This window comes from Micromonospora sp. SCSIO 07396, from assembly GCF_053667945.1.
On record NZ_CM132210.1, the window covers coordinates 3,632,898 to 3,645,803 of the forward strand.

The 12,906-nt window shown below is 72.6% G+C and carries 15 protein-coding genes; 7 read left to right on the plus strand and 8 right to left on the minus strand.

Annotated features, from left to right (window positions below; translation table 11 throughout):
- Window positions 1-18: 18 nt before the first annotated feature.
- Complete coding sequence (locus ACWCHM_RS15660; protein WP_454222905.1) at window positions 19-633, plus strand: TetR/AcrR family transcriptional regulator; 615 nt, start codon at window positions 19-21, stop codon at window positions 631-633.
- Between the two features lie 16 nt (window positions 634-649).
- Here ACWCHM_RS15660 and ACWCHM_RS15665 read toward each other — a convergent pair whose 3' ends face one another.
- The 6 genes from ACWCHM_RS15665 to ACWCHM_RS15690 all read right to left on the minus strand — a co-directional run bounded on the left by ACWCHM_RS15665 (window position 650) and on the right by ACWCHM_RS15690 (window position 5,494).
- Window positions 650-2,143 (minus strand): serine hydrolase domain-containing protein, encoded by a 1,494-nt coding sequence (locus tag ACWCHM_RS15665; RefSeq protein WP_454222906.1) that lies wholly within the window; start codon window positions 2,141-2,143, stop codon window positions 650-652.
- 78 nt (window positions 2,144-2,221) lie between these two features.
- A complete protein-coding gene (locus tag ACWCHM_RS15670; protein WP_454222908.1) occupies window positions 2,222-2,884 on the minus strand; it encodes a response regulator in 663 nt (220 codons plus the stop codon).
- A complete protein-coding gene (locus ACWCHM_RS15675; RefSeq protein WP_454222909.1) occupies window positions 2,881-4,125 on the minus strand; it encodes a sensor histidine kinase in 1,245 nt (414 codons plus the stop codon). Before ACWCHM_RS15675 ends, ACWCHM_RS15670 begins: the two co-directional genes overlap by 4 nt.
- Window positions 4,126-4,251: 126 nt before the next feature.
- Window positions 4,252-4,380: a hypothetical protein gene (locus ACWCHM_RS15680; RefSeq protein WP_454222910.1), complete on the minus strand. Its 129-nt coding sequence runs from the start codon at window positions 4,378-4,380 to the stop codon at window positions 4,252-4,254.
- Between the two features lie 44 nt (window positions 4,381-4,424).
- On the minus strand, window positions 4,425-4,544 hold the full coding sequence (locus tag ACWCHM_RS15685; protein ID WP_454222911.1) for a MerR family DNA-binding transcriptional regulator: 120 nt from the start codon (window positions 4,542-4,544) through the stop codon (window positions 4,425-4,427).
- Between the two features lie 101 nt (window positions 4,545-4,645).
- Complete coding sequence (locus tag ACWCHM_RS15690) at window positions 4,646-5,494, minus strand: helix-turn-helix transcriptional regulator (RefSeq protein WP_204960845.1); 849 nt, start codon at window positions 5,492-5,494, stop codon at window positions 4,646-4,648.
- A gap of 129 nt (window positions 5,495-5,623) precedes the next feature.
- On the opposite strand from ACWCHM_RS15690, the gene ACWCHM_RS15695 reads away from it, so the two are divergent.
- The 4 genes from ACWCHM_RS15695 to ACWCHM_RS15710 all read left to right on the plus strand — a co-directional run bounded on the left by ACWCHM_RS15695 (window position 5,624) and on the right by ACWCHM_RS15710 (window position 8,826).
- Window positions 5,624-6,610, plus strand: coding sequence for an aldo/keto reductase (locus ACWCHM_RS15695; protein ID WP_204960844.1), 987 nt, complete (start codon window positions 5,624-5,626; stop codon window positions 6,608-6,610).
- 56 nt (window positions 6,611-6,666) lie between these two features.
- On the plus strand, window positions 6,667-7,356 hold the full coding sequence (locus tag ACWCHM_RS15700) for a TetR/AcrR family transcriptional regulator (RefSeq protein WP_454222913.1): 690 nt from the start codon (window positions 6,667-6,669) through the stop codon (window positions 7,354-7,356).
- Window positions 7,353-8,267: an alpha/beta fold hydrolase gene (locus ACWCHM_RS15705; protein ID WP_454222915.1), complete on the plus strand. Its 915-nt coding sequence runs from the start codon at window positions 7,353-7,355 to the stop codon at window positions 8,265-8,267. Before ACWCHM_RS15700 ends, ACWCHM_RS15705 begins: the two co-directional genes overlap by 4 nt.
- 97 nt (window positions 8,268-8,364) lie before the next feature.
- Entirely contained in the window at window positions 8,365-8,826 is a 462-nt protein-coding gene (locus tag ACWCHM_RS15710; protein ID WP_454222916.1) for a hypothetical protein, read from the plus strand.
- On the opposite strand, the gene ACWCHM_RS15715 is transcribed toward ACWCHM_RS15710, so the two are convergent.
- The gene (locus tag ACWCHM_RS15715; RefSeq protein ID WP_281898626.1) at window positions 8,804-9,448 is read right to left on the minus strand and encodes an O-methyltransferase; all 645 of its coding nucleotides are present in this window, start codon (window positions 9,446-9,448) and stop codon (window positions 8,804-8,806) included. The two genes, ACWCHM_RS15710 and ACWCHM_RS15715, sit on opposite strands and share 23 nt — an antisense overlap.
- Before the next feature lie 97 nt (window positions 9,449-9,545).
- On the opposite strand from ACWCHM_RS15715, the gene ACWCHM_RS15720 reads away from it, so the two are divergent.
- Together ACWCHM_RS15720 and ACWCHM_RS15725 are read left to right on the plus strand one after the other, a co-directional pair.
- Window positions 9,546-10,163 (plus strand): TetR/AcrR family transcriptional regulator, encoded by a 618-nt coding sequence (locus ACWCHM_RS15720; protein ID WP_454222918.1) that lies wholly within the window; start codon window positions 9,546-9,548, stop codon window positions 10,161-10,163.
- A 437-nt stretch (window positions 10,164-10,600) separates the two neighbouring features.
- Complete coding sequence (locus tag ACWCHM_RS15725) at window positions 10,601-11,866, plus strand: prolyl oligopeptidase family serine peptidase (RefSeq protein WP_454222920.1); 1,266 nt, start codon at window positions 10,601-10,603, stop codon at window positions 11,864-11,866.
- A gap of 79 nt (window positions 11,867-11,945) precedes the next feature.
- Here the strand turns inward: ACWCHM_RS15725 and ACWCHM_RS15730 are convergent, their stop codons facing one another.
- Window positions 11,946-12,884 (minus strand): LysR substrate-binding domain-containing protein, encoded by a 939-nt coding sequence (locus tag ACWCHM_RS15730; protein ID WP_454222922.1) that lies wholly within the window; start codon window positions 12,882-12,884, stop codon window positions 11,946-11,948.
- Window positions 12,885-12,906 lie beyond the last annotated feature (22 nt).

The following is a 12,906-nucleotide window of genomic DNA, read 5'->3' on the forward strand; positions in this document are numbered from 1 at the left end:
GAATGTTACCCTGACCGCATGATCGAACGGACCGGGCTGCGGGCACGCAAGAAGGCATGGACCCGGGACGCGATCGCCGACGTGGCGATCTCGCTGTTCCTGACGCACGGTTTCGACCGGGTGTCGGTGTCCGACATCGCCGCGACGGCCGAGGTGTCGAAGCCGACCCTGTTCCGCTACTTCGCGACGAAGGAAGACCTGATCCTGCACCGGTTCGCCGACCACCAGGGCGAGGCCGCACGGGTGGTCCGCGACCGTCGGCCCGACGTGACGCCGATGGCGGCGTTGCACCGGCACTTCCGGGCCGGCCTCGACCGCTTCGAGCCGGTCACCGGCCTCAACGACCAACCCGAGGTGGTGGCGTTCCACCGGCTGGTGTTCACCACACCGAGCCTGGCGGGACGACTCGTGCAGTACACGCTCGACGACGAGGACGCGCTGGCCGACGCCCTCGACCGGGGCATCGAGGGCCAGCTCCGGGCCGCCCAGGTGATCGCGGTCCAGCGGGTACTGGCTCGGACCAACTGGCGCAAGATCGCCGATGGGCGGACCGCACGCGACGTCCAACCCGAGGCGGTGGCCGACGCGGACCGGGCCTTCAGTCAACTGCGCCACGGAACGGACGACTCATAGCCCCCGCTCGCGGCCGTCACGCCGTCGTCGCCGCGGCCGCCGCAGGACTGTCCCCGGCGGGGACCGCCTGACCGGCGTGGCGCAGGCACCAGAGCCGACGGGCGAGCGCGACCGCCCCCAGCACACAGCTGACGAGGGACAGCAGTGGCAGCAGTGGCAGCAGCCAGGCGAAGACGATCCAGTACCCGAGGTCGAAGGTCGCGCCGAAGAGCAGGATCGGCAGCACCGCGGGCAGCGTCGCACCCAGCACCGTCGCCAGGGTCAGGGGCACGAGCCGCAGGATCAACAGCGGTCGTCGCGTCGTACGGCGCCGGACGGCCCAGCGGCGCGCCCGGACGGCCGCGGTGACCAGCAGCGCCGCCAGCACCACCGTGAGCCCGAGCAGGACCGCGTTCACGGTGTCGAGCGGATTGCTCATCGGCCGTGTCGGGGTGCCGAGCCGTTCGGCGAGCAGGTTGGCCGAGAGCTCCCCGGGCGCGCCGACACTGTTGGTCAGGACGACTGCCGCCCTGCCCGTCGTGGGCGAGAAGACCATGTCCCCGGTCCACGTCGCCAGGGTCCCGCCGTGGCCGATCATCGGCGGGGTACCGGCGGCGGCCGGGCGGGCCTGCCAGCCCAGGGCGTAGTCGCCGGCCCTGGGCTGGACGGTGTGCAGCTCGGTCAGGGCGGCGGCGCTGAGCAGGCCGGTGCCGGGGCCGCCCTGGTTGAACCGCAGCCACCGCACCATGTCGTCCAGGGTCGAGATCACCCCGCCGTTGCCGGCGCACGTCCCCGGCATCTCCGGCACCGCGACGGCGAACCCGAGCACGACCCCGTACCCGGACGGCAGACCCTCGGCGCGATCGGAACACCCCGGCGTCGAGCGGGTGTGGGTCATCCCCAGCGGGGTGAACAGCTCGGCACGCAGGAACTCGTCGAAGGGCTGACCCGACACCACCTCGACGATCCTCGCGGCGATCGTGAAGTTGGTGTTGTGGTAGACCGGTCGGCTGCCCGGTTCGGCGGCCAGGGACTCGTCGGCCAGCCGGGCCACGGCCTGCCGCGCGTCGCGCGGAGGCGGAAACACGTACTCGTTGTTCGTGCTGGCCGACAGGCCCGAGGTGTGGCTGAGGAGGTGCCGCACGGTGATCGCGGTGAAGCGCGGATCGGCCATCCGGAAGTCGGGAAGGACCGTGACGACCGGGTCGTCCAGCACGACGCGGCCCCGGTCGACCAGCAGCATGACCGCTGTCGCCGTCATCGACTTGCTCATCGAGGCGATCCGGAACGGCGTCCCCGCCGTCACCGCGTTGCCGTCCCCGTCCCGGCCGCGGACGGTCGTCTCGACCGACGAGCCGTCGATCACGGCCGCCGCGACCCCCGGCGTCGCGTAGGCGGAACGGTAGTCGTCGACCAGCCCTCTGCCGGTGGCGTGGGCCGGCGTCGCCCAGGCGAGCAGTACGGCGACGAGCACAGCGGCGACGGCGGACAGGGAGGTCACCCGGGGAGAACGCAGACGTTGGAGAGGCACGACGTCGAACCTAGGCAGGCCGTCACCGACGGTCATCACACCACGGGGTGAGCCGGCACCACCCGGCAGAATGAGATCTCAGCCGGGCAGATCGTGCCGACCGACCAGCCCGTTCTCGTACGCGTGGATCACCACGTGTACGCGGTCGCGCAGGTCCAGCTTCTGCAGCACGGCCCGGACGTGCGACTTCACCGTGTTCTCGCTCAGCACCAGTTCCGCGCAGATCTCGCCGTTGGACCTGCCCCGGGCGAGCAGGCCGAAGATCTCGACCTCGCGCGGGGTGAGGCCGGCCAGCGCCCCCGTCCGGCGCGTCGGCACCTGCCGGACGAGATCGAGGACCGTCGCCGCCACCCCCGGGGCCAGCGCCGACGTCCCGGAGGCCACGTCACACACGGCCTGCGCCAGGACGGCGGGCCGGACGTCCTTGGTCAGGTAGCCGCTCGCGCCGGCCCGGATGGCGGCCACGACCAGGTCGTCGTCATCGAACGTCGTCAGCATGAGCACCCGGGTCGCCGGTGCGATCCGGACGATCTCCGCCGTGGCGGCCACCCCGTCCATGCGCGGCATGCGGATGTCCATCAGCACCACGTCGAGACGGTGCCGCCGGACGACCTCGACCGCGTCCATGCCGTTCGCGACGTCGTGGGCGACCTCGATGCGTTCGTCGGCCGACAGGACCGTACGCAACGAGGTCCGCAACAGTTCCTGATCGTCCACGAGCATCACCCGGATCCTGGTCATGCCCCCTCCTTCGTGGGCAGCCACGCTCGCAGCACCCATCCGTGCTCCCCCTCCGTCACCGACAGGGTGCCCCCGGCGGCGCGCACGCGTTCCCCGACCCCCAGCAGGCCGGTGCCACGGCCGCCGGGGGCACGGAGCGCCGAGCCGCCGGGGGCGCGGAGCGCCGAGCCGCCGGGGGCGCGGAGCGCCGAGCCGCCAGGGGCGCGGAGCGCCGAGCCACCGTCGTCGCGTACCTCCACCTCCAGCTCGGCCGGACCCCACCGGAGCTGAACGGTCACCTCGACCGGCGGTTCGAGGTGACGCAGCGCGTTGGTGACGCCCTCCTGCACGGTACGGAACGCCGCCACCTCGGCGCTCAGGCTCAGCGGTCGCCGCGGGCCCACCTCCGCGAACGTCACCGCGTGCAGCGGGCTGGCCGCCGAGGACACCAGGTCGGCGATGGCGTCCAGCGAGATCGGCACCTGGTCGCGCCGGGCATCGGCGCGCGGTGCCGTGGTGGTCGGCCCCAGGGTGGCCAGCATCGCCCGCAGACCCTGGTGGGCGTCCCGGCCCGCCTCGGCGATGTCGCCGAGTTCGCGGCGGGTCGCCGGGTCCGTCGTCGTCACCGCGGCGGCCTCGATCCGCGCGACCATCACGGTGACCGTGTGGGCGATCACGTCGTGCAGGTCACGGCGGATGCTGGCCCGCTCGTCCGCGACGGCCGCAGCCAGCCGGCCGCTCTCGGCCCGCCGGCCCGCCTCGCGCCGCCGACGCACCAGCAGGGCGGCAGCCCACACCCCGCCGACCACGAGCGTCAGCAGCCCACCCTCAACCAGGAGGGTCCAGCCGGGGATGCCGGGGGGCAGCCGGTCCCAGGCCACCAGCTCGGCGAGGATGATCCCGAACACGGCAACCGCCAGCGCGACCACCGAGGACCTGACCGGGACGAGGCCGGCCAGCCACCACAACGTGACGGGGAACCACAGGGCCGACGGCAGCAGGATCGCCGACCAGCTCGGAAAGGAGATCGTCGCCAGGACGAGCATGCCCAGCGCGGCGGTCGCATATCCCGGCCACGGCCGGCGGCGGGACACCACGGCGGCCCCGTGGAGCAGGACGGCGGCACCTGCCGCGGCGGCGACCTGCCACCCGTCCGCGCCGTAGTACCGGTTACCCACCAGGGTGAGCACCGTCAGCACCGCCAGGACCCCGTGCGCCGTCACCGTCGCCGGCCGGGCGTCCTGGCGTGGGGTGGCTGTCACGGTGGCTGCCTTCTGGTGGGTTCCTGGTGCGAGCCGAGCCCGTCACGACGTGCCACAGGATAGCCAGGCAGATGGCACCCCGCGTCGGTTCCCGCGCACCCGTGGCACCCGTACGTCCCCACCTGGTCAGGGCAGCGCGGCGACGGCCGCGTACAGCCAGGTGGACGCCGGGGCGTGCACGACGGGCTGCGGTGTGCCGTTGATGGTGGCGGTCAGCGCGTGGTACCTGCCGAGCAGCGCGACGTGCCGGGCCACCTGCGGCCCGGGGTCGACGGCGACGATCTGCCGCCGTACCTCGGTCAGATCCCGCTCACCGCAGCGGCCGGCGCGACGATGCCCTCGTCGGCGTAGAACCGGATGGCGCTGACACTCAGGCCCGTACGCCGGGCCACCTCACCGATCGACAACCACGCGTCCACGGCCACCACCCTGACGTCTCAAGCCGTTGGAGAGTCCACAGCAGCCGGCGTCGGGGGGTGGATCGGGCCCGGCCGGGAGGTGCTCACGACGGGCTCCCCGGTCAGTGGGGCATGCCGGTCGCAAACTCCTCGACTCCCAGCACACGCAGCAGCTCAAGCCGCTCCCGGGCCTCGGCGTCGGCCGGGGTCAGCACCAGCAGCTGCTGGCCGAGATCGGGGGTGACCAGGGTCTCGCAGTCCATCGTGATCCGGCCCACGCGCGGGTGGATGAACGTCTTGCGGTCGGCCCGGCGTACCGCCACCTCGTGCTCGGCCCACAGCCGCCGGAAGTCGTCGCTGGCCGCCCGTAACCGGTCGATCAGGCCGGTCACGGTCGGGTCGCCGGCCCGCCGGCCGGCCACCGCGCGCAGGTCGGCGACCTGCTGGCGGGCGTGCCGCTGCCACTCCCCCGGGTCGTGCAGGTCGCGGACGGTCGGGTCGGTGAAGTAGCGGTAGGCGACGTAGCGGCGGTCGCCGGTCAGCCCGGTGTGGTCTCCGCTGAGCAGGACCGACATGCGGTTCTGCGCTAGGACCTCGCTGAGGTCGGACAGGACCATGGCGGGGGTGTCGCCCACCAGGTCGAGCAGCCGGACCAGGCCGGCCCGGGCCAGGCGGGCGACGCCCTCGGCGGGCGGCGGCTGGTGGCCGGCCAGGTGGAACAGGTGACTGCGCTCGTCGTCGGTCAGGCGCAGGGCCCGGGCCAGGGCGCCGAGCAACTGGGTCGACGGCTGGCTGCTGCGGCCCTGCTCCAGGCGGACGACGTAGTCGACGGACATACCGGCGAGCATGGCGACCTCCTCGCGGCGCAGGCCGACGGTGCGGCGGCGAGGGCCGTCGGGGATGCCGACCTCGGCGGGGCGGATGGCCTCGCGTCGGCGTCGCAGGAAGTCGGCGAGCTGCTCACGCTGCATGCCTCCATGCTGCCCGCCGAGGCTGGCACCGAGCCAGGGAGTGGCGCTCCCACGACAAGCGCTCCGCTGCCGGCGGGCCGGGAAGCGGCGCAGGGTGGAGCCGGGATCGACCGACGAGGGAGAGTTTCGATGCAGACACGCAGGTTGGGTGACACGGGTCCCACGGTTTCCGCGGTGGGGCTGGGGGCGATGAGCATGTCGGGCACGTACGGCCCGGCCGATCGTGGGGAGAGCATCGCCACCGTACGGGCCGCGTTGGACGCGGGGGTCACGCTCATCGACACGGGCGACTTCTACGGCATGGGGCACAACGAGCTGCTGTTGGCGGAGGCGTTGCGGGGACGCGACCGGGACAGCTACCTGCTGAGTGTGAAGTTCGGGCAGCAGGTGGGGCCGGGCATGCGGTTCGCCGGTCAGGACTCCCGCCCGGATTCGGTGCGCAACTTCCTGAACTACTCGCTGACCCGGCTCGGCGTCGACCACGTGGACATCTACCGGCCGGCCCGGCTCGACCGGTCGGTGCCGGTCGAGGACACGATCGGCGCGATCAAGGACATGATCGACGCCGGTTACGTACGGTACGTGGGGCTGTCGGAGGTCGACGCGGCCACCGTCCGCCGGGCGCACGCCGTACACCCGGTTGCCGATCTTCAGATCGAGTATTCGCTGCTGTCGCGGGCGGTCGAGGCCGAGGTGCTGCCCACGCTGCGGGAGCTGGGCATCGGGCTGACCGCGTACGGGGTGCTGGGCCGTGGTCTGCTCTCGGGGCACTGGGTGCCGGGGCGGGCGGACGATCCGCGTAACCACGCTCCCCGCTTCGCTGCCGAGAACGCGTCGCACAACCTCGCCCTGGTGGCGGCGTTGCGCCGGGTCGCCGAGGCGAAGGGGTGCACGGTGGCGCAGTTGGCGATCGCGTGGGTGGCGGCGCAGGACCCGTCCATCGTCGCGTTGGTCGGTGCGCGTACCCGGCAGCGGCTGGCCGAGGCGTTGCCGGCGCTGGAGGTGGAGCTGTCGGCCGGTGATCTCGAAGAGATCGAGGCGGCCGTGCCGAAGGGTGCCGCGCGCGGTGACCGTTACCCGGCGGCGTTCATGGCCAGCCTCGGCGTCGGCAACTGAGGGTGTCACGGGGCCCCCGGTCGACGGTGCCAACCTACTGAGATACGATACGGTGCGTGTCGTATCGGAATGAAGAACCACCAGGGGCCCGGGGACGGCCGCGCGATGCCGAGCTGGAGCGGCGGATCACCGCGGCCGTCCTCGGAATCCTCGCCGAGCACGGGTACGAGGACGTGTCCTTCGAGGCGGTGGCCCGACGCTGCCAGACGTCGAAGGCCAGCCTGTACCGGCGATGGGGATCCAAGCGGGACATGGTCATCGCCGCGGTGAAGGCGGGGCCGGCCCGGCACTCGACGTCCCCGCTGCCACCGGGGGACACCCTGCGCGCGGACCTGCTGGCCCTGGCCCGGCGGCTGGAACGCACGATGGCCGCCTCCGACACCGGCACCGCGTTGATGCTGCTCCAGGCCGGGCTGAAGGACCCCGAACTGTGCGACGCCATCGAGAACTCCACGGGCCCCACCGGGGCCCGGCTGCCGCAGGCGGTGATCGACGCCGCGGTCGCCCGCGGCGAACTGCCCGCCGGGGCGAGCCCGTTCGCCTTCGAGGAGGTCGTCGGATCGGTGCTGCTGCTCCGGCACGCGAACGGCCTCGCGGTCGACGACGCCTACCTGTCCGCACTCGTGGACACCGTGATCATCCCGGCCCTCGTCGCCTCCGCCACCAGCGGGACCACGCTGCCCGCCGGCCTCTTCTCCGGCCATCCCGAAATCCGCACCACCGACCCGACCCGGGAGAATTCGTGACCACGCCATTCGTGATCGGCAACTTCACCTACCACACGATCGCCGGCGACGGCGGCGTCGACCTCACCGTCGCCGTCGGCGGCCACGGGCCGGCCGTCGTGCTGCTCCACGGCTTCCCGCAGACCCACTACATGTGGCGTCACGTCGCCGCGAAGCTCGCGACCGACCACACCGTCATCGTCCCCGACCTGCGCGGCTACGGGGCCAGCGGCAAGCCCGTCGCCGACGACCCGGGCACCTACTCCAAGCGCACGATGGGCAACGACGTGGTCGCCGTCACCCGTCAGCTCGGCTTCGACCAGTTCGGGCTGATCGGCCACGACCGGGGTGCCCTCGTCGCCGTCCGCGCCGGGCTCGACCACCCCGAGGCGGTACGCTACCTCGGCATCCTCGACGTCCTGCCGACCCTGGACACGTGGGCCGTCCTGCACGGCGTCGACGCCAAGGTCGCCTGGCACCTCTATCTCATGGCCCAGCCGGCCGGCCTGCCCGAGAAGATGATCGCCGCCGTCGGTCCCGAGTTCTTCGGTTCCTTCCTCGACGCCTGGGACCCCACCGGCACCACCTTCACCCGCGACGAGCGCGACCACTACGTCGACAGCTCCGTCGCCGCGATCGACTCAATCGTGGCCGACTACCGCGCGACGGCCAGCGTGGACCTCGACATGGACGTCGCCGACCGTGAGCGCGGCGCGCAACTCACGATGCCCGTCGGCGTCATCTCCCAGGACTGGGGCGCCCAGCTCGGTTTCGACGCCTCCGCGCTCTGGCGTGCCTGGGCCCCGGACCTCACCTACCGGGCCACCGGCAGCGGGCACTTCATGGCCGAGGAGAACCCCGACGAGATCGTCACGTTCATCACCGCGTTGGCCGGGCGCGCTCCCGACACCGGGCACCGGAGCACGCAATGAGATGTTCGACCTACCCCGCCCGGTCGTGCGAAGGAGGCGGGCGTCGTCGGTCGTGACGAGCAGATCGACGGCGCCGAGTTCGCGGGCGTCGTCGGCCTTGCCGTTCGACGCCGTCATCGCCGACCAGCTCATGAGCGCGGTCGCGTTCGACGCGGACGACCTGCCCGGATCGGCGTTGGCGATGTACGACGCGAACCTGCGCGACTCCCTACTGGTCCGGCTGCCGACCTGGCTACGCCTGGAGCGGCAGCCCACCGGCAGCCTGGGCCGGGCCGTCGACCACGAGCCGAAGCTGGCGGCGATCGCCCGGGCGCAGGCCGCCGGCCGGGTGCGCCCGGGCGATCCCTTCGACCTGTTCACCCTGGTCCTGAGCAGGCGTTCGCATGGTCGGCGGCCAGCATCGGCTACGCCGCGACCGCCGACGAACCCGACGAGGAGCACGAGCGGCGGCGCAGGCTCCTGGCCGCGTGCGTCCGGGGCGCGATCTCACCGGGCACCGCGCCGCCGGACTGACCCCGGCCACCCCGGTTCCCTGGTCAGCGGCCCGTCCAGCAGCTGAGTTCCATGCCGTCCTCGACGGGGAAGTCGATGCTGACGTAGCCGTTGCCCGGGTCGCGGACGTAGGCCAGGTAGTCACCCATCGACGCGAACGTGGAGTCGTCGCCGACGACCAGCGCGCCCGGGGCGAGCCGGTCCTCGATCAGGCGCAGGACGGGCAGGCACAGCTCCTTCCAGCCGTCGAGCAGGGCCAGGCCGATCGGGCCGCCGACCGTGCCGAGGGTGGTCGACGCGTCCCCCTCGAGCACGGTCACCAGGTCGCCGAACCCGGCCGACTCCAGGTTGGCGCGGGCCGCCTTCACCTTGGTCGCGCTGAGCTCGGTCGTCGTGACGTGCCCGACCCCGTTGTCCCGTACGGCCGCGGCGAGGTAGAGCGTCGAGATCCCGTACGAGGTGCCGAACTCGACCACCGTCTGCGGTCGGGCCGCGCGAACCAGGGCGTAGAGCAGGTCGCCGCCCCGGGCCGAGATCGGCATGTAGACGTCTTCGAGCAGGTCGGAACGCTCCTGGGCGGTGGCCGTGGGCGCGGGCCGACCCGGCGAACGCTCGTCGTCGCGCTCGGCCTCGGTGAACAGCCGGTCGATCAGGTCGCGGACCGCCGGGTCGTGCAGTGTCGTCGTCATGGGTCGTAGACTAGACGCAACGTTGCGTCTATGGAAGATGTGGGTCTTGTAGCGTCGTCGGGGACGTGGAGGACACCGCACGGGGAAGGAGCGTCCGATGCACCGCGGCAACCGGCACGGCCGCAGCGAGGCGGCCCGTGAGGCCGTACTCCAGGCGGCGGACGACCTCGTCGCCGAGATCGGCTACGCCAGGGTCACCATCGAGGGCATCGCCGCCCGGGCCGGCGTCGCCAAGCAGACCATCTACCGGTGGTGGCGCTCCAAGACCGACATCCTGGTCGACGCGTTCGCCGCCGACAGCGCCCAGGAACTCACCCTGCCCGACACCGGCACCTTCCACACCGACCTCCGAGCCCACCTCGACGAACTGGTCCGCTTCCTGGAGGTGTCCGACTCCGGCGCGGTGTTCCGGGCCCTGGCCGGCCAGGCCCAACACGACCCCGAACTGGCCGCCCGGCTACGCGCGGAGGTCCTGCCACGGCTGCGCGCCCGCGACCGGGTACCGTTCGACCGGGCGGCCACCCGGGGCGAACTACCCGCCGACGCGGACGTCGACCTGCTCGTCGACCAGGTGGTCGGGCCGATCCACTTCCGGGTGCTCGTGACGGGCGAACCCGTGACACCCGCGCTGCTGGACGTGCTGGTCACCCTGGCGGCCCGACAGCAGCCCGAGGCGTCGCCCCGGTCGCAACAGCCGGGCGGGGCAGCCGCCTAGGCACCGGGCGCGTGCGGCAACCGCACGGGCCGCGGGGCTGCCCGGCCCGGACCATCTGGTCGAGCGGGTCGACGGCGAAGGCCCCGATCCGTACGCGGACCTCGCCGGCTGCGGGCTCGACGACCGGCTCGTCGACGACGCCCAGCACGTCCCGGACCGCCGGTCTCGTCGAACACGACCACTCGTGGCACGGCCGGCTCCCTGTGCGCTCGGACGGGCTGCACCGGAACGCCACGGAGTCGCCAGGAACCCGCTGGCACCTTTTCGACCTTGTGCACGACGCCCGCGGCCGGGTCTTCCTCGCCGACCGCCCCACCCGCCTGGCCGTGGAGATCATCGCCGGTGGTGGGGTCACCCGCACACCGGTTGCCAGCGGATCTCCCCGGCGCTAGGTTGACCCTCTATCGACAGATGTCTACGTAGTTGTCGGGGGTCGCATGTCCGCGTCGGTCTCTCGCCGCACCGTCCTGGCCGGTGGCGCCGGCGTCGCCCTCGGTCTCGCGCTGCCCGACCCGGCCGCCCACGCCGACGGCCACCACCCCGTGAGCGTCAGCTTCGCCCTCGACGCGACGACGCTCGACGGCGGCGAACAGGTCACCTCGGTCACCCTCCACACCGGCCGGCTCGGACCGATCGACCCCGCCGGGCTGCACGCCGACACGTTCACGGTGCACACCAGGGCCACCAGCCCGATCCCGATCGCTCCCGGCGACCTGATCTTCAGCGAGTACGACCTGGACCGTACGGTGACCGCAGCCCGGCTCGACAGACGGGGCGACATCGTGCTCGACCTGAGCCACGCCGAAGGTCAGCTCGGCGGCGGCACCCTCGGCTACATCCTGAGCAAGGGGCGCAACGTCCGGCTGGACCTCGTCTACACCATCACCCAGAACGCCCCGCTCGTGCGGCGTCACGGCCCGCCCGTCACCATCACCGGTTTCGTGCAGGGGCGGCTGTCCAACCCCGAGGTGGACGCCTTCAGCCACCACGTGTCGGGGTCGGGCCTGAAGTACCGGTTGTACTCCCCGACGCGTTCACCGGGTCGTGGCAGGCGACCGCTGATCCTGTGGCTGCACGGTGCCGGCGAGGGCGCCTCCCTGCCCGACGGCTACTACGACAACGAGACCACGCTGCGCGCCAACCGGGGCGCGTTGGGCTTCGCCACCCCGCAGGCCCAACGGATCTTCTCCGGCGCGTACGTCGTGGCCCCGCAGAGCACCTCCTACTGGATGGAGGACGGTCCCCGGTTCGCCCCGCTGATCCGCGAGATCGTCGACGACCTCGTCCGTCGTGAGCACGTCGACCCCGACCGGATCCACGTGGTCGGCTGCAGCAACGGCGGCTACATGTCCCTGAAGATGACCGTCGCCTACCCCGACCTGTTCGCCGCGTCGGTGCCGATCTGCGGCGTCGTCGAGCCGCTCGGTGGTGAGGGTCCGCCGCTGGTCACCGACGCGGAGCTGGCGGCGATCGACACCCCGACCTGGCTGGTCACCTCGCGTGACGACGACACCGTGCCGCCGGAGACCAACACGGTCCACGCCCACGACCTCATCCCGGGATCACTGATCACCCTGTACGACCACGTCGTCTGGAACGGCTACCGGTTCCCCGGCCACTTCTCCTGGATCTACGTGGCCCGCAACGACCCGAGCGTCGACGGCACCCACCTCTGGCAGTGGATGTCCCGCCGCCGCCGGTGATCAGCCGCATCCGCGAGTTCTCCCCCAGCGGTGCGGCCCGCCCCGACGGAGAGGTGTGCGCGGTCCTGACGCGCAGGTTCTACTCCGCTCGGGCGGGGCGGAGCACCTGACGCACGGCGGCACGCAGCCACTGGTGGGCGCCGTCGACGCCGTGCCGTGGGTGCCAGGCCATGCCGATGGTCAGCGGTGGCAGCGGCAGTGGAATGTCCAGCAGGCGCAGCCCCAGCGTGTGTGCCGCGTCGCTGAGCCGTGACGGAGGTTCGCCCGGCAGCGCGGTCGGCACCAGGCAGACCACGTCCTCGGCTGCGGCCAGCATCATCGCGGCCAGGTGTCCGGGCAGGACGGCGCCGACCCGCCGGCTGAGCCCCTGCGCGGCCAGGGCCGTGTCCAGCGGTCCGCTGAAGCGTCCGCGACGGCTGACCGCCACGTGCTCGGCCGCCGCGAGCCGGGCGGCCGTCAGAGTTCCCTCGGTGAGTGGGTGCCCGGCCCTGACTCCGGCCGCCATCCGCAGGGTGACGAGTTCTTCGACCTGGGTCTCCGGGTCGACATGGTCGATGGCCCCGATTTCCAGGTCGATCCGTCCGTCCCGCAGCGCGGGGCCCGCCTCCCACTCCTCGGCCAGCACCCGCAGCGAAACGCCAGGTGCCCGCTGTCGGGCGAACCGGAGCAGACCAGGCGCGACCGCGGCACCGACCAGGTCCGCGGCCTGGACGGTGAAGGTGCGCCGCAGTGCCGCGGGATCGATTCCGCCGCTCGGGGCGAGCAACGCCTCCAGCCGGCGTACCACCGCGGCAGCCTCGTCGCGCAGCGCCTCGGCGCGCGGCGTGGGCACCATCCGCTGTCCGGCCCGGACCAGGAGTGGATCCCGGAGCACCCGGCGCAACCGGGCCAGGGTACGGCTCATCGCCGCCGGGGAGGTCTGTAGCCGCGCGGCGGCGCGGGTGACGCTCTGCTCGGTCAGCAGGGCGTCGAGGGCGACGGCGAGGTTGGCATCGAGGTTCGGGGCTGGGCTGCTCACCGCAATGGTTCCACTTCGGGCA

Coding starts and splice junctions, on each gene's coding strand:
- ACWCHM_RS15660 (WP_454222905.1), top strand. CDS start 19: ATGATCGAACGGACCGGGCTGCGGGCACGCAAGAAGGCATGGACCCGG.
- ACWCHM_RS15670 (WP_454222908.1), bottom strand. CDS start 2,884: ATGACCAGGATCCGGGTGATGCTCGTGGACGATCAGGAACTGTTGCGG.
- ACWCHM_RS15690 (WP_204960845.1), bottom strand. CDS start 5,494: ATGCAGCGTGAGCAGCTCGCCGACTTCCTGCGACGCCGACGCGAGGCC.
- ACWCHM_RS15695 (WP_204960844.1), top strand. CDS start 5,624: ATGCAGACACGCAGGTTGGGTGACACGGGTCCCACGGTTTCCGCGGTG.
- ACWCHM_RS15715 (WP_281898626.1), bottom strand. CDS start 9,448: ATGACGACGACACTGCACGACCCGGCGGTCCGCGACCTGATCGACCGG.
- ACWCHM_RS15720 (WP_454222918.1), top strand. CDS start 9,546: ATGCACCGCGGCAACCGGCACGGCCGCAGCGAGGCGGCCCGTGAGGCC.
- ACWCHM_RS15725 (WP_454222920.1), top strand. CDS start 10,601: ATGTCCGCGTCGGTCTCTCGCCGCACCGTCCTGGCCGGTGGCGCCGGC.